At 61.4% G+C, this 15,643-nt stretch carries 14 protein-coding genes; 5 read left to right on the forward strand and 9 right to left on the reverse strand.

The window, feature by feature from the left end; translation table 11 throughout:
* Window positions 1-155: 155 nt before the first annotated feature.
* Together trpS and L6639_RS38815 are read right to left on the reverse strand one after the other, a co-directional pair.
* Window positions 156-1,157 carry a tryptophan--tRNA ligase gene (trpS, locus tag L6639_RS38810; RefSeq protein ID WP_237866669.1) on the reverse strand — a complete coding sequence of 334 codons (1,002 nt, stop codon included), beginning with the start codon at window positions 1,155-1,157 and terminating at the stop codon, window positions 156-158.
* Window positions 1,158-1,456: 299 nt separating this feature from the next.
* Window positions 1,457-2,677, reverse strand: coding sequence for an acyltransferase family protein (locus L6639_RS38815; RefSeq protein ID WP_237866671.1), 1,221 nt, complete (start codon window positions 2,675-2,677; stop codon window positions 1,457-1,459).
* Window positions 2,678-3,587: 910 nt separating this feature from the next.
* On the opposite strand from L6639_RS38815, the gene L6639_RS38825 reads away from it, so the two are divergent.
* A complete protein-coding gene (locus L6639_RS38825) occupies window positions 3,588-5,066 on the forward strand; it encodes a DUF1254 domain-containing protein (protein WP_237866672.1) in 1,479 nt (492 codons plus the stop codon).
* 449 nt (window positions 5,067-5,515) lie between these two features.
* The gene (locus L6639_RS38830; RefSeq protein WP_237866674.1) at window positions 5,516-6,322 is read left to right on the forward strand and encodes a substrate-binding periplasmic protein; all 807 of its coding nucleotides are present in this window, start codon (window positions 5,516-5,518) and stop codon (window positions 6,320-6,322) included.
* Window positions 6,323-6,648: 326 nt separating this feature from the next.
* Here L6639_RS38830 and L6639_RS38835 read toward each other — a convergent pair whose 3' ends face one another.
* The 7 genes from L6639_RS38835 to L6639_RS38865 all read right to left on the reverse strand — a co-directional run bounded on the left by L6639_RS38835 (window position 6,649) and on the right by L6639_RS38865 (window position 11,811).
* On the reverse strand, window positions 6,649-6,867 hold the full coding sequence (locus L6639_RS38835) for a YodC family protein (RefSeq protein ID WP_237866676.1): 219 nt from the start codon (window positions 6,865-6,867) through the stop codon (window positions 6,649-6,651).
* 232 nt (window positions 6,868-7,099) lie between these two features.
* Window positions 7,100-8,344 carry an ABC transporter substrate-binding protein gene (locus L6639_RS38840; protein WP_237866677.1) on the reverse strand — a complete coding sequence of 415 codons (1,245 nt, stop codon included), beginning with the start codon at window positions 8,342-8,344 and terminating at the stop codon, window positions 7,100-7,102.
* 329 nt (window positions 8,345-8,673) lie between these two features.
* Window positions 8,674-9,426, reverse strand: a complete 753-nt coding sequence (locus L6639_RS38845; protein ID WP_237866681.1) for an HAD family hydrolase — start codon at window positions 9,424-9,426, stop codon at window positions 8,674-8,676.
* On the reverse strand, window positions 9,417-10,316 hold the full coding sequence (hemF, locus tag L6639_RS38850) for an oxygen-dependent coproporphyrinogen oxidase (RefSeq protein ID WP_377819154.1): 900 nt from the start codon (window positions 10,314-10,316) through the stop codon (window positions 9,417-9,419). The genes L6639_RS38845 and hemF overlap by 10 nt, the downstream gene beginning before the upstream one ends.
* 4 nt (window positions 10,317-10,320) lie before the next feature.
* Entirely contained in the window at window positions 10,321-10,686 is a 366-nt protein-coding gene (locus tag L6639_RS38855; RefSeq protein ID WP_237866682.1) for a 6-pyruvoyl trahydropterin synthase family protein, read from the reverse strand.
* Between the two features lie 14 nt (window positions 10,687-10,700).
* Entirely contained in the window at window positions 10,701-11,333 is a 633-nt protein-coding gene (queE, locus tag L6639_RS38860; RefSeq protein WP_237866683.1) for a 7-carboxy-7-deazaguanine synthase, read from the reverse strand.
* Between the two features lie 19 nt (window positions 11,334-11,352).
* On the reverse strand, window positions 11,353-11,811 hold the full coding sequence (locus tag L6639_RS38865; protein WP_237866684.1) for a tRNA (cytidine(34)-2'-O)-methyltransferase: 459 nt from the start codon (window positions 11,809-11,811) through the stop codon (window positions 11,353-11,355).
* A 280-nt stretch (window positions 11,812-12,091) separates the two neighbouring features.
* Here L6639_RS38865 and petA point away from each other — a divergent pair, with 280 nt between their 5' ends.
* The 3 genes from petA to L6639_RS38880 all read left to right on the forward strand — a co-directional run bounded on the left by petA (window position 12,092) and on the right by L6639_RS38880 (window position 15,571).
* A complete protein-coding gene (gene petA / locus L6639_RS38870) occupies window positions 12,092-12,622 on the forward strand; it encodes a ubiquinol-cytochrome c reductase iron-sulfur subunit (RefSeq protein WP_092227410.1) in 531 nt (176 codons plus the stop codon).
* A 62-nt stretch (window positions 12,623-12,684) separates the two neighbouring features.
* Complete coding sequence (gene fbcH, locus L6639_RS38875) at window positions 12,685-14,748, forward strand: cytochrome b/c1 (RefSeq protein WP_237866685.1); 2,064 nt, start codon at window positions 12,685-12,687, stop codon at window positions 14,746-14,748.
* A 148-nt stretch (window positions 14,749-14,896) separates the two neighbouring features.
* Window positions 14,897-15,571, forward strand: coding sequence for a dienelactone hydrolase family protein (locus tag L6639_RS38880; RefSeq protein ID WP_237866686.1), 675 nt, complete (start codon window positions 14,897-14,899; stop codon window positions 15,569-15,571).
* Window positions 15,572-15,643 lie beyond the last annotated feature (72 nt).

Consider the following 15,643-nt stretch of genomic DNA (forward strand, 5'->3'; position numbering starts at 1 on the left):
CATCGTCGATCTCATCCTTCGGCCGCCGTCTCAGCAATGCCCATATTGCCGAAAGCAAATCCTTGAAAAACAGCGGCTAAAACACATTCTGCCAAAGTAGTGCTAGGGTCAGGACTCATTGATCAAAGCCAATGACGGCCTGCTTCTATGTCAGGTTACAACATGAACAGCCCGAGGCCTTCGACAACTTCCCGCTTCGTTGCCTCGGTCCGGCTCCGCGCCTTTTCCGTACCGCTGCGGATCACGTCGCGCACAAAGGCGGGATCTTTGGCCAGTTGCGCCCTTCGTTCTCGGATCGGCCCGATTAGCGCCTGCAAGATGTCGTCGAGGCGACGCTTGATCTTGCTGTCGCCTGTTCCTCCCCGCCGATACTGCGCCTTCAGCCCTTCCAGCGCGGCGCGGTCTTCATCGAAAGCATCCAGATAGGTGAAGACGACGTTGCCTTCCACTCGTCCGGGATCTTCGACCCGTAGATGGTTCGGGTCGGTGAACATCGCCTTCACCGCCGCCGCGATCTCGTCCGGCGAGGCCGAAAGAGCGATGGCATTGCCGCCGGATTTCGACATCTTCGCTTTCCCGTCCACGCCCGGCAGCCGCCCCGCCTGTGGAATGACGGCCTGCGCTTCCAGCAGGATGGCCTGTCCGGCGGCGGTGTTGATACGGCGCACGATATCGTTGGTCTGTTCGATCAGCGGCGCCTGATCCTCGCCCACCGGCACTACAGTCGCCTTGAACGCGGTAATGTCCGCCGCCTGCGCCGCAGGGTAGCACAGGAAGCCTGCCGGGATGTCGCGCCCGAAGCCGCGGCTGCGGATCTCATCCTTGATCGTGGGATTGCGCTCCAACCGGGCGACGGTCACGAAGTTCAAATAGAGCATCGACAGCTCGGCAAGCGCGGGCAGGTGGGATTGTAGGCAGATCGTGGTCTTGGCTGGGTCGATCCCGACGGCAAGGTAGTCCAGCGCCACCTCCATCACACTGCGCCGCACCTTGTCGGGGTCATGAGCATTGTCGGTCAGGGCTTGCGTATCGGCCAGGAGCAGGAACTGCTCGTGGGTGTCTTGAAACCGCAGACGGTTGCGCAACGATCCGGCATAGTGGCCAATGTGCAGCGCGCCGGTGGTGCGGTCGCCGGTCAGAATAACGGGTCTGGTCATGGGGTGTCCTTGTGAGATGAGGGGGACACCGCATGGGGGGATCATCAAAACAAAAAGGCCGCCCTTGCGGCGGCCCCAGATGCAATGAAACGTCCGGCCGCCCTGTCAGCAGGCCAGCCACCAAAGTTTGACAATGGTCATCGTGCGTTTCATGAAAATTTCTCTAGGCTATGCGCGGAAACGGGTCAACATATGGTGCCGCGTGAATGACGGCAAAGGGCTCGGAGCGGTCGTTACGCCCGCATTGCTAATGGGTCCTGAGCCTGGTCTAAGGCGCGATGGCTCCGGCATTCTATCTTCTATCGCAACGTAGCGATCATCTTTGCCGGCACGGGCGGCCGAAGGCCCAGCCCCCGGGAAAACCTCGGGCGCGTCGATGTCGGCAGTCTTGCCGGAAGCTGTCCGAAATATGTGATCGTTCTGGTCATCGCAGCTCTGATGACCGGCTCGACCTTCGCGCAAATCAACCAGCAGATCAGGACAAGAATGCCCAGCTCGACCCACACGGCCGTGGTGGCATCCAGCCCGGCATCGACCAGGGCACGAATGATCGCGGTGCCGACGACGTTGTGGCTGAGATAGAGCGGATAGGTGATCAGTCCGAGCGTTCGCCAATAGGCCGGCGCCTCAGGAGAGGCGACACCCGCAGCGCGCCTGTTCCGGTTCGCGGCCACGGCGATGAGGAGCACCGCGGCGGCCCAAACCATGATCGGCACCAGGGCAGACTGGTCCGCGATGGCGGGAATGCTGGTCAGGAAGAAAGACGCAAAATAGTAGATCTCCGCGGCGCCCGAAAGACAGGCGACGGCAACGGCGACCCGCTCGAGCTTCGTCAGTTCTCTGTTTGAAGAAATGAACAGCCAGATGCCGAGCGCAAAGAAGCAGCCATGATTCAACAGGAATGCCGCGGCCGGAACCCGAAACATCAGGATGACGAGGTAGGGCAAATCGGACGGCGTCGTGCACGACAGCACCAGTAACGCGACAGCATTGAATATCGCGCTGTAGATGGTGAGACCCCAAGCCAGGTGCCGCAGCGTGACCTTCTTCGTGAGCATCGCGCAGTACACGAGGCCGTAAAACGCGGTCTCGGCAGCCAGCGTCCAGTAGACGCCGTCAAGCCACTGCCCTGTGACCCCCTTGGGCACCATCAGCATGGCGTCGATGTAGGGCAGGATGAATTCGGATGCCGGTCCGCTTCCGAAGAGAAGCAGAACAAGAAGGGTCGCGGTGGCACAAACCCAAACCGCCGGATAAAGCCTGAGTGCACGACCGAGCAAAAACTCGCCTGGCGACGACTTGCACGCGGAATTGGCGATCACGAAGCCGGAAATGACGAAGAAGATTTCGACGCCCACCCAGCCGAACCATGTGAAGGGCGCGGCAGACGGGTAGAGGACATCGGCGGCGACGTAGCGCTCGAAGCCCGGGACGCCAATCGAAACCCAGGCCCATGACCAGAACATCTGGTGAAAAACGGCGACGCCGAGAGCGGTGGCGAAGCGCAGCGGATCCAGCAATGCAAAATGGTTCTTCACGGGAGTGCTTCCGATCCATGAAACGATCCCGTTGCAGATATTGGATCCCTTCACCGGGCTCTGCGACGTTGGTCACGCTGTCTCCGCCGATGGTTCGAAAAGCTCGGATTCTTTGCAGATATTGGCGAACGCTTCGTACCGCGCCTCCGCGCTGTGTGATGTTTCTCACGGTGGCGCCGAGGCTACCGCCGGATCAAATTCGGGATCAGCCATGGGAAAGCTGCGCGTTGTCCGCTCATGGCGCCTGGCGGCAGATTCCGATCCATGCGTAGATGTCATCGTGAGGGGTAAAGCGGACGCCACGTTGCTCCGACCGAAGCGACGCGATCGACCCGAAGCGGACATCAGCAACCCACAAAGGAAAATCGCCCGGATGGACGGCAGGTGCAGCGGCACGTCTGCAAGGCTACCGCGCGGCCAAACTAGGCATGTCCTGACTCGGCTCGGATAGTGCCCTCGCCGCGCGGATTGACGCGCTTGACTTGCATCAAGACGGGGGCGCTCCAGAGGCTCATTCTAGAATTTCTGAATGGAGGTCGTCCAAATGAAGCTGTCGGTCTCGGTCACATTAGTTGCTTTGACGATAGTAGGGATCATGGGCGCAAGCGCCGAAAAGGCGGGTGCCGTAGTGTACTGCACGTATGTTGATTATCCTGCAAATTGTGTCGCGCGGCCAGGCGTAGTGCTGCGGCCGCGGCCCGTTGCACGACAAGCGGTGGTGGGTGCTGGGACCGTAAATCGCGGTGGCCCGGTCAATCGCGCTGGCAGACGTTGACCGGTCATTTCGCGAGATTCGTAGCCTTGCTCGAAATCCCAACATCGGATTTCCGCAGAACTGTTTTTTAGTTCAACATCTGACAAGACGGGCCGCATCATGAAATTGGTGGCATCAATGGTTGCTGCGCTGTCGTTTGTGGCGCTCTCGGCAATTCCGCTCAACGCTCAGCAATACAAGATGCAAACGCCGATACCGCCGGGCGTTGCAATCCCGGACAAGGTGGAGACCCGCCTTGGGATGCTGAAGTTCTTCGACGGCTTTCCTGATGATGCGACCGTGGAAAAGCTCTACGACAATTTAGACTTCCAACACGCCGTCCAAGCCTACCTGTTAGCCTTAGCTCCAGTGAACCAATTGGCAAATCGAAAGGGCATCGCGGAACTGGGGCCGTTCAATCTGACGGTGCCTATCTTCGAGGATAGGATGGACTCGAAGTCGCTTTTTCTCACCCCGAACAACAACACGCCCTACACTTGGTTTTGGCTCGACCTGCGCGACGGGCCTCTGGTCCTCGAAGTGCCACCCAATGTGCTCGGCCTCATCAACGACATGTGGTATAATTTTGTTACTGATGTTGGGCTCGTCGGGCCAGACAAGGGGCAGGGCGGCAAGTACCTGATCCTGCCGCCCGGCTACAACGGTGAGGTGCCAAGCGGATACTTTGTCGTGAAGACGGCGACGTTCAGCGTCTGGGTTCCGTGGCGCTCGTTCTTGGTGAACGGCGATCCGAAGCCGGGCGTCGACTCGGTCGAAAAACACACGCGGATCTATCGCCTGAAAGATGCTGCCAATCCCCCGAAACTCAATTTCGTCCATGTTTCCGGTAAGGCATTTAGCACGCTGGCGCCGGGAGACTATCCATTTTGGGAGTATCTGAATCAGGTTGTGCAGGAGGAGCCGACCGATACAGTTGACCCGGTCACACTCGGCCTCTACGCATCGGTCGGCATCCAGAAGGGGAAGCCCTTCGCGCCCGATGCACGCATGAAGAAAATTTTGACCGAAGCCGCCTTGGTAGGTGACGCCACCGCCCGTACAATCAATGGCCGGTTGCGGATCAAGGAAAGCTACTATTATCCCGACAGCGCGTGGCGAACGGGCTTCTTCGGCGGTTATAAGTTCGAGGAAAACGGCGCGCGTATCCTCGATGCCTACTCCGCATTCTTCTTCTACGCGACGGGCGTGACGCCGGCGATGGATTCGAAGTCAGTTGGCGAGGGATCGCAGTACATGGCCGCGTTCGTTGATAGCCAAAACGAGCCCCTCGACGGCGGAAAAAATTACAAGCTGCACTTGCCGCCCAACATCCCGGTCAAGCAATTCTGGTCGGTCATCCTCTACGACAATCAGACCCGCTCCATGCTGCAAACCGACCAGCGTTGGCCAGCCGCAACCAGCCAGAACCCGAAACTCTTGCCCAACGCGGACGGGTCAGTGGACATCTATTTCGGGCCGAAGGCGCCGGTGGGCAAGGAGAACAACTGGGTGCAGACCATTCCCGGCAAAGGATGGAATACGCTCCTGCGTCTTTACGGCCCGCTCCAGCCGTGGTTCGACAAGACTTGGCGGCCCGGCGAGATTGAGCCGCTGTAGCAGCGAGGAGGTCGAAGCTTCCTCCTCATTTCCGCTATTGGAGCCCTTCTCCGATATCCAGCGATGCCCGCTCTTGCGCCGTTGTCGGCGGAGAAGCGGACATCTTGCGCGTCGGAGCCGGGCGCTCCGATAGCGCGCATGAGGATGCAGGCTTGGCCGAGCCTACTCGTCGTCCTCCTCCTCGTCTTCATCCTCCTAGCAGGATGACCGACCGCACGTGCGATGAGATGCTGGTCGGAAGCATCGACATGCAGGCCAGGACCAGCCGCCACATGATGCGCGCTTCCTGCCAAGGCCGGCCGCTGCAGGTGCCGCCGAAGCAAGTTCAGTTGCCAATTCCAATGTCTCCCTCGGTTCCAAATCCCTTTGCGCTTGGCAACTCCCCGCGGAGGTGCGAGATTCGCGCGTGACTTCGATTTGCGCGTGAGCCTGCGCCGCGAAAGTTCAACATGATGCGAAATCAGCGCATCCGGGATTCAGCCAAAGGTGCTGGTCCTCTGAGATCCTTCCTGTTCGCCCTTGCGATCGCGACAACGGGCTGCGGCACTGCGTATCCCGCCGGCCTTGTCCTCGTGGCCGCCGACAGCTCGCCCACAGCCTATATTAATGATGGCAAGCCGGCAGGAATACTTGTCGATGTCGTGACCGAAGCCTTTCGAAGGACTGGCGAGCCGATTGAAGTCCAGGTGATGCCCTGGGCACGTTGCCTGGCGGAAGTTCGCAGCGGCCGTGTCGACGGAATATTCTCGGTTTTCAAGCTGCCTGAGCGAAATGAGTTTCTCACCTACACCAACGTCCCGGTCATCACACAGGTGCTGGCGTTTTTTGTCCCTGCCGATTCCGATGTGATGTTTGACGGCGACATCGGCAAGCTGGGAAGGCTTAGGATCGGGACAATCAGGGCCACGAGTTACGGCCTCAAGGTCGATAGTGCACTCAAGACGGGGGTGTGGTCGACGACCGTCGAAACCAACAATGTCGATACCCTCGTTGGCATGCTTGCCCTGAAGAGGATCGATCTGGCGATCGGCTACCGGCATGTCGTCCTCGATGCCGCGCGCAACAAGGGGTATCAGGACAAGATAAGGGAGCTGTCTCCAGGCATCGACGAGATTCCAAGTTATCTGGCATTCAACAAGCAAAGTGACTATTCGAAAGTCATCGCCGATTTCGATCGAGCTCTGACGAGTATGAAGGACGACCACAGCTTTGAGGCCATCTTTGAGAAATACCTGGGGCCCAAGGCCGGGCACTAAGGAGGCCGGGCACTAAGCATGATCCGGAAAAGTGCGAAGCGGTTTTCCGAAAAGATCATGCTCAAACAATAACCGAAAGCGCGATGACGATTCATCCTAATCTCATCGCGCTTTAGGGCTGTGGATGACCGTGTGATGGATCGCGTCGATGACGGTGCCAGCACTTCATGACCCGCGGTGTCCTGCAAGTCGAGTGCGCCGGCACCGTAACTCCCTGTCTTAATGTCTCGAATGTCCGCTGTTGTGCTGTGGCAGGCACAGAAGCGGACATCGGGAGTGCCGGAGCGGAAAGCTCGGATCCAACCAGGATGTGGTGTTGGGCGGGTCTACTCCTCGTCCTCCTCGTCTTCTTCCTCGTCATCGTCGTCCTCATCCTCGTCTTCTTCTTCCACCTGGATGAGGGTGGCGAGCGGCAGCGTTTCGCGGAACAGATCGCCTTCCATGCCCATCCAGACGCAGAGCACGTCCTCGCCCTTGACCTCCGCAACGGTCAGCGGCTGGCCGCCCGATTTGAGCATGACGATATCGCCGGCTTTCAATTCCATGGACTGTCCTTTCGAGTTGACCCGGATGCAACGCTAGCAAGTTGTCATGACACGCCGAACACGGGGCGGGGCTGGCGAGGGTCCGCCATGCCCCTATAGCGACCAAATTCGGCATCGCAGCCAAATGAGCGATGGGGCAGCGGCACACATCCGCCTCAAATCCATCACCGTTCCTCATCCTGGTGCATTCGAAATGTGGAGGCGCAATCTCCGCGTCCTCTACTGCAACTGGTTATTTGGTGGAAAGTGCCACCTGATCAATGTGCGAGTCGATGACCGGACCAAACCCCTCCCAGTGTTCGCCGTTGAATCGGCTCATTCGCATCTGTTCGATCGGATAGAAATCGGTCGGTGAGGTCTTGACGCGGATACCTGGACGGAGGGTTTCGACCTCGAAATCAAGATTGGCGGCCACCTTCATGACGTTCTCGCGTGTGAGATTGTCACCGCACTCTTTCAGAACTTCAACCAATCCCGTCGACAGATTGTAGGCCGCGATCGTGCCGGCGTCGGACTTGTCGGCTTCCGGATAATACTTTGCCAGGAAAGCTCGAAAGCGCTGCATGCCGGGGTAGCTGTCCCACTGCGGATCGGTTACGTCCATGTTGTAGAGGGCGGTCAGGATCCCCTCGGCGTTCTTGACGCCGGCGGGCTTTATGACTCCACCAATAGAGTTCGAGACATTCGTCATGATGTGGATCGGGTGCCAATCGAGTTCAGCGACTTTCCGGATCGCCTGCGCCGCGTATTTGGGCGTGGCAATATTGATGAAGACGTCGGGTTTCGCAGTCCTGATCGCCACGACTTCCGAATCTACTGTTGGGGTGCCGACATCATAGGGCGCGCTGACGATGACGGTTTTGTCAAACTTCTCGCCAAGCCCGTCCTTCAGGCCTTGAATGTAGTCCTTGCCGAAATCGTCGTTCTGATAGAGCACGCCGACCTTGGCGTTCGGATGGTTCGTCAGGATGTAGCTTGCATAGATACGTGCCTCCGCGCGGTACGTCGGCTGCCAGCCGATCGTCCATGGAAAATGCTCAGGATCGCCAAACCGTGACGCGCCGGTCGACACGAATATTTGCGGCACACGCATCGCATTCATGTATTTCTGGATAGCGGCGTTGGTAGCCGTGCCGAGCGACGCGAAAATCAGAAAGACCTCGTCGCTCTCGACGAGCTTGCGCGCTTGTTCCACGGTCTTCGGTGGACTATAGCCATCGTCGTAGGAAATGAAGTTTATCTTGCGGCCATTGATCCCGCCGTTGTCGTTGATCATCCGAAAATAGGCACTCATCGTCCTGCCGATAATGCCATAAGCCGACGCGGGCCCGCTATACGGCATGATGTTGCCGATTTTGATTTCGGCATCGGTTGCACCGGTATCGTATTTTTTCTGAGCAAGTGCGTCGCTTCCGCTGGAAGCGAACAAAATGATGGCGGTCGACAACGCCGCCAATTGTCGCGTGACGAAAGGCATTTCGTTTCTCCCTGTGAACTTATGAAGGTGCTCGTTTGTTGAGGACCTCTTGTCGGGTCTCGCGTTGAGACTGAACGCGTTTCGTCAATGCCTGTCGACGGGAGAGCCACGTGCCGTCCGCACCTTGGCGCGATCGGTCAATATGACTGACCGGGGCGCTCGTACTTGCCGCCGAAGAAGTCCCTGGCAAACTTCGCCACCATGGCATCATGCGCCTGTTTTGCCCGACGGGTCAACGAATTTTCGTAAAATCCGCAGTCGCGGCACATTGTGCGGCAAGCTGCTGATTTTGCAGCGCCACCTACTGTGCATGGGGTTGTTTTCGGGATTTAGCCCGGCACGAGCTCGGTCAGCGAGCGGATGATGCGGTCGGGCTTGACGGTCGAGCCTTCGGGCAGGCCGTCGCCATGCGCGTCGAGCCAGATCGCATAGATGCCGAGGCGCTGCGGCGTCACGACTTCCCATTCCAGATTGTCGCCGATCATCCAGGTGTCTTCGGCGGTGACGCCGAGCGCCTCCATCGCATGCAGATAGGCGCGCTCCTCGGGCTTGCCGAAGCCATGCTCGCCCTCGATCTGGATGTGATCGAAGCGATGGGCGAGCTCGAAGCGCTCGACCTTGGCGCGCTGCATGTCGGCGGCGCCGTTGGTGACCAGCGCGAGCCTGACGCCGTGCGCCTTGAAGGCGTCGATCGCATCATGCGCGCCGGGGAAGACGAAGATCGCTTCCTCGCGATAGGTGGTGAAGCGCTCGGCGACACGATCGGCGAGATCGTCGGGCAGGGCGCGGTGACCGCTTGCAGCGAGCGCAGCAAAGCCGCCGCGCACCGTGAGGCGGCGCGCCTCGCCGAGCTTCATGCGCCACTCCGCTCCCGCGGTCGACCAGAACTGTCGCGCATAGGCCAGCACGGCCATGGCGACCTGCGCCGGTGGCAGCGGTGCGAGCTCCTCGGCGAATTCCTCGGCGATCGTGTTCCACGCGATCTCGGGCCGGCCATAGGCTGACAGGATGGTGTCGTCCATGTCGATCAGCATGGCGCGGGGCAGAGATTTCACGACGGGCTTGACGATGCTCATGGCCATTTCACCTCCGGCGGCAGCGACGACAGGATGGAGTCGACGTTGCCGCCGGTCTTGAGCCCGAAGATGGTGCCGCGGTCGTAGAGCAGATTGAACTCGACATAGCGCCCGCGCCGGATCAACTGCTCCTCGCGGTCCTCGGCGGTCCAGGCGCTCGCGAAATTGCGCCTGACGATGTCAGGGTAGATCTTCAGGAAGGCGCGGCCGACATCCTGCGTGAAAGCGAGGTCGGCGTCCCAGTCGCCGCTGTCGTGCCAGTCGTAGAAGATGCCGCCGACGCCGCGCGCCTCTTTCCGGTGCGGCAGATAGAAATACTCGTCGCACCACTTCTTGTACTTGTCGTAGTCGGCGACGCCGTTGGGGCCGGTGCAAGCCTCCTTCATCGCGGCGTGGAAGGCCAGCGTATCAGCGTCTTCCTGCGTGCGCCTTCGGTCGAGAACCGGCGTGAGATCGGCGCCGCCGCCGAACCACGCCTTGGTGGTGACGACGAAGCGCGTATTCATGTGCACCGCCGGCACGTGCGGATTGCGCATATGCGCGATCAGCGAGATGCCGGAGGCCCAGAAGCGCGGGTCGTCCGCTGCGCCCGGAATCTGCGCACGAAACTCGGGCGCGAATTCGCCATGCACGGTCGAGCAATGCACGCCGACCTTCTCGAACAGCCGGCCGGACATCATCGACATCACGCCGCCGCCACCCTTGGCCCCGCTGTGGTCGGTGCGCTGCCAGGGCGCACGATTGAAGCGGCCGGCCGTGCCGGGATAGAGGCTTTCCGGCGCGTCATCCTCGAGCCGCTCGAAGCTGTCGCAGATGTCGTCGCGCAAGCGCTCGAACCAGGCGCGCGCGCGCGCCTTGCGGTCTTCGATCAGTGTTGGGTCCAGCATGGATGTCATGTCGTCAGCCTTGCGGACCGTAATAGGTGCAGCTCTCGTTGCAACTGTCGCGGTGGATGCTGACGCGGGTCAGCTTGCCGATATGCTGTAGCCGCTCCCAGACGAAGCGCGACAGGTTCTCCAGCGTCGGTGTGCCCAGCGCCTCGATCTTGTTGAGGAACTTGTGGTCGAGCGTGAGTCTGACCTCTTCGATGGCGCGCTGGAGCAGGCCGAGATCGACCACCATGCCGGTCGCAGGGTCGGGCGTGCCGCGCACCGTCACCTCGGCGCGGAAGGAGTGGCCGTGGATCTCTTCGCTCGCCTCACCAAAGGTCGTCCCCTTCAGCGTATGCGCCGCCTCGAAGCGGAACTGTTTCGTCAATTCCCACATCTGTCCGTTCAGTCCTATCTGATGCCGAGCGATTTATGCGTCTGCACGCTCAGCCGCCATTGCGGATGGCGCAGGCAATAGTCGATCGCGCGCGCGGTGTTCTCGATGACTTCAGGTCCGTCCATCGGCTGCAGCGAGAAGCGCTCGAAGGCGAGGCGTTCGAAAGTCTCGGGCGCGGCTAGGGCCTGCGGATAGACCAGCTTCAGCTCGTGCCCCTGGCGCAACACCAGCTCGCTGCCGCCTTTCGGGCTGACGCAGATCCAGTCGAGGCCCTCGGGTGCTTCGACCGTGCCGTTGGTCTCGACGCCGATCTCGAAACCTCGCGCATGGAGCGCCGCGACCAGGGCGTCGTCGACCTGGAGCAGCGGCTCGCCGCCGGTCAGCACCACATAGCGGTTGGAGGCAGCTCCAGTCCATTGCCCGGCGATGGTGTCGGCGAGCTCCACCGCCGTGGCGTAGCGGCCGCCGAGCGTGCCGTCGGTGCCGACGAAATCCGTGTCGCAGAACTGACATGCGGCCTGGCTGCGGTCCGCCTCCCGGCCGCTCCAGAGGTTGCAGCCGGCGAAGCGGCAGAACACCGACGCGCGCCCGGCATGGGCGCCTTCGCCTTGCAGGGTCAGGAAGATTTCCTTGACCGCGTAGCTCACTGATCTCTCCTCGTCATGTTCAATCGTGCGGGTTCCGGACCTGCCGGAGCGCTTCGCCTGCGGCCATCGCCGCGGTCATGGCGACATTGAGCGACCGCAGCCCTGGCGTGATCGGGATCACCAGCCGCGCATCCGCGGCCTCGACCACCGCGTCGGTGACGCCGGCGCTCTCGCGCCCGAATAGCAGGATGTCCGACGTCTGGTAATGAAAATCGCGGTAGTCGGTGGCGGCTTTGGTGGTGAACAGCAGCAGGCGGTAGCCTTGTGCCGCCCGCCATTCCTCGAATTTGGTCCAGGAGTCGTGCCTGGTGATGCTGACATGGCCGAGGTAATCCATTCCCGCCCGGCGGAAATGCCGGTCGGAGACCGGGAAGCCGGCCGGTTCAATGATGTGGGCGGCGATGCCCAGGCAGGCGCAGAGCCTGAGAATCGTGCCGGTGTTCTGGGGAATGTCGGGCTGGAAAAGTGCGATCTGCATGGGCGTTACAGGGCTTCGGCCGGGACGGAATTGTCTCAATAAAACATCGCTAGCGCGGGAATTCGTGCATTGCACGCTCCCGCGCCGTTAGCGGGCTTGCGCTCGCCCTGCAAGGGTGCCAATAGAACGATTCTGGACTGCTGTTTTTCGCCTTGTTTTGGCGAGGACAAGCCAAGTTCTGCCGCCGCGGGGGGCCGCGGGCGCCGGCAGCGCTGTTCCGGGGACCTTGGGGGCTCCTGGAGCGGTTCCACCGGCAGCATAAGAAGAAAGGGTTGGAATCGTGACGACAGCGTCTTCGGCGGACCATCCGACACGCCGTGATTTCTTATTCGTTGCAACGGGGGCAGCTGCAGCCGTGGGGGGCGCGGCCGCGCTCTGGCCCTTTATCTCCCAAATGAATCCGGACGCCTCGACCATCGCCGCGGGTGCGCCGATCGAGGTCGATCTGAGCCCGGTTGCCGAGGGGCAGGACATCAAGGTGTTCTGGCGCGGCAAGCCGATCTACATCAGCCACCGCACCAAGAAGCAGATCGACGAGGCGCGCGCCGTTCCGGTCGCGAGCCTGCCCGATCCGCAGTCCGACGAGGCCCGGGTCAAGTCTGGCCATGATCAGTGGCTGGTCGTGATCGGCATCTGCACTCATCTCGGCTGCATCCCGATCGCCCATGAAGGCAATTACGACGGGTTCTTCTGCCCCTGCCATGGTTCGCAGTACGATTCGTCCGGCCGCATCCGCCAGGGGCCCGCGCCCGCGAACCTGGCCGTGCCGCCGTACACTTTCGTTTCCGACACCAAAATCCAGATCGGCTGAGCCTCGGACCCGCGTCCGAAGCCTCGAACCGTCTCGTCGTTTTATTTCCTCAGGATCGCATCATGAGCGGACCATCCGACTACCAGCCGAGCAATCCGGCACTGCAATGGATCGAGCGGCGCCTGCCGATCATGGGTCTCGTCCATTCCTCCTTCGTCGTCTATCCCACCCCGCGCAATCTGAACTATTGGTGGACCTTCGGCGCCATACTGTCCTTCATGCTGGGGATGCAGATCCTGACCGGCGTGATCCTGGCGATGCACTACACGCCGCATGCCGATCTCGCCTTCAAGTCGGTCGAGCTGCTGGTCCGTGACGTGAACTACGGCTGGCTGCTGCGCAACATGCATGCCTGCGGCGCGTCGATGTTCTTCTTCGCGGTCTACGTCCACATGCTGCGCGGCCTCTATTACGGTTCCTACAAGGAGCCGCGCGAGGTGCTCTGGATCCTCGGCGTCATCATTTACCTGCTGATGATGGCGACCGGCTTCATGGGCTACGTGCTTCCCTGGGGCCAGATGAGCTTCTGGGGCGCCACCGTCATCACCAATCTGTTCTCGGCCATTCCCTATGTCGGCGAGAGCATCGTGACACTGCTGTGGGGCGGTTATTCGGTCGGCAATCCGACGCTGAACCGCTTCTTCTCGCTGCACTATCTGCTGCCGTTCCTGATCGCGGGCGTCGTCGTGCTCCACGTCTGGGCACTGCACGTCGCCGGCCAGAACAATCCCGACGGCGTCGAGCCGAAGACGGAAAAGGACACGGTGCCGTTCACGCCGCATGCGACCATCAAGGACGGCTTCGGCGTCGCCTGCTTCCTGCTGCTCTACGCCTGGTTCATCTTCTACATGCCGAACTATCTTGGCGATGCCGACAACTACATTCCGGCGAACCCGGGCGTCACGCCGCCGCACATCGTGCCGGAATGGTATTACCTGCCGTTCTACGCGATCCTGCGCTCGATCCCGAACAAGCTCGCGGGCGTGATCGGGATGTTCTCGGCGATCATCATCCTGTGCTTCCTGCCCTGGCTGGACAGCGCGAGGACGCGTTCGTCGAAGTACCGTCCGCTGGCCAAGCAGTTCTTCTGGATCTTCGTCGCGGTCTGCATCCTGCTCGGCTATCTCGGCGCGCAGCCGCCGGAAGGCATCTACGTGATCGCCGGCCGGGTCCTGACGGTCTGCTACTTCGCCTACTTCCTGATCGTGCTGCCGCTGCTCTCGCGCATCGAGAAGCCGCGGCCGGTGCCGAACTCGATCTCGGAGGCGATCCTCGCCAAGAGCGGCAAGGCCGTCGCCTCGATCGCGGTCGCGCTCGTCGCAGCCGGCGCGCTGTTCCTCGGTTCGTTGCAGGATGCCCGCGCCGAGGAAGGCGGCACCAAGCCGCCGGGCAACAGCTGGTCGTTCGCCGGCCCTTTCGGCAAGTATGATCGCGGTGCGCTCCAGCGCGGCCTGAAGGTCTACAAGGAGGTCTGCTCCAACTGCCACGGCCTGTCCCTGATCGCCTTTCGCAATCTCGGCGATCCCGGTGGTCCCGGCTATTCGACGGCGCAGGTGGCCGCGTTTGCCTCCGACTACAAGATCAAGGACGGCCCGAACGACCAGGGCGAGATGTTCGAGCGCCCGGGCCGGGCGGCCGACTACTTCCCCTCGCCATTCCCGAACGAGCAGGCCGCTCGCGCGGCGAATGGCGGCGCGGCGCCTCCCGACCTCTCCCTGATCACCAAGGCGCGCTCGTACGGCCGCGGCTTCCCGATGTTCCTGATCGACTTCTTCAGCCAGTACCAGGAGCAGGGCCCGGATTACGTCGCGGCGGTGCTGCAGGGCTTCGAGGACAAGGTGCCGGAAGGCGTGACCATTCCGGAAGGCTCGTATTACAACAAGTACTTCCCGGGCCACGCCATCAAGATGCCGAAGCCGCTCAGCGATGGCCAGGTGACCTTTGACGACGGCTCGCCGACGACGGTCGCGCAATACGCCAAGGACGTCACCACGTTCCTGATGTGGACCGCCGAGCCGCACATGGAAGCGCGCAAGCGCCTCGGCTTCCAGGTCTTCATCTTCCTGATCATCTTCGCGTTCCTGATGTACTTCACCAAGAAGAAGGTCTGGGCCGACTCGCACTGAGCGGCTTGACGCGAAACGAGAACGAAGAAGCCCCCGCAAGGGGGCTTTTTTGTTGGACACGCGCGTGTGTTGTCCGTCGAGATTGCGCTCCACGCTCCCAGCGGCCAAAATACCGCCCAGCTCTCCCCAGAACGCGTCGGAGGACACCATGGGAACCACCATCACTTTCAAGCGCCCGGACGGCAAGGACGCCTCGGGCTATCTCGCCAACGCCGCGCGCGGCAACGCGCCGGGCGTGGTCGTGATCCAGGAATGGTGGGGCCTGTCGGACCAGATCAAGGGCCTGTGCGACCGCTTCGCGCTCGCCGGCTTCGATGCGCTCGCGCCCGATCTCTACAAGGGCAAGGTTGTGCCGTATCACGACACGGACGCGGCCGGCAAAGAGATGAACTCGCTCGATTTCATGGACGCCACCACGCAGACGGTGCGCGGTGCCACGCAATATCTGTCGCGCAACGGCGCCAAGGTCGGGCTGACGGGCTTCTGCCTCGGCGGCGCCGTCACCATCATCGGCGCGGTGCATGTGCCGGAGCTCGCCGCCGGCGTCGTGTTCTACGGCATTCCGCCGGAGCAGGCCGCCAAGCCCGCCGACGTCAAGATCCCGCTCCAGGCCCATTTCGCCAACAAGGACGATTGGTGCACGCCGGAGCTGGTCAGTGGTTTCGAAAAAGCCATGAAAGCCGCCGGCAAGTCGCTGGAGCTGTTCCGCTATGACGCCGAGCACGCCTTCGTCAACGAGCAGCGCCAGGCCGTGCACGACCGCGAAGCCGCCGAGCTCGCCTGGGGCCGGGCGACGGAGTTTTTCAGGAAGCATTTGGGGTGAACGCAGTCACGCGTTGAAGCGACACAGAGCAGGCCGCCGGGAATCCGGTGGCCGCTCTGGCGTGGTCGCACA

It is taken from the genome of Bradyrhizobium zhengyangense, from assembly GCF_022012555.1.
Taxonomy (GTDB): Bacteria; Pseudomonadota; Alphaproteobacteria; order Rhizobiales; family Xanthobacteraceae; genus Bradyrhizobium; species Bradyrhizobium zhengyangense.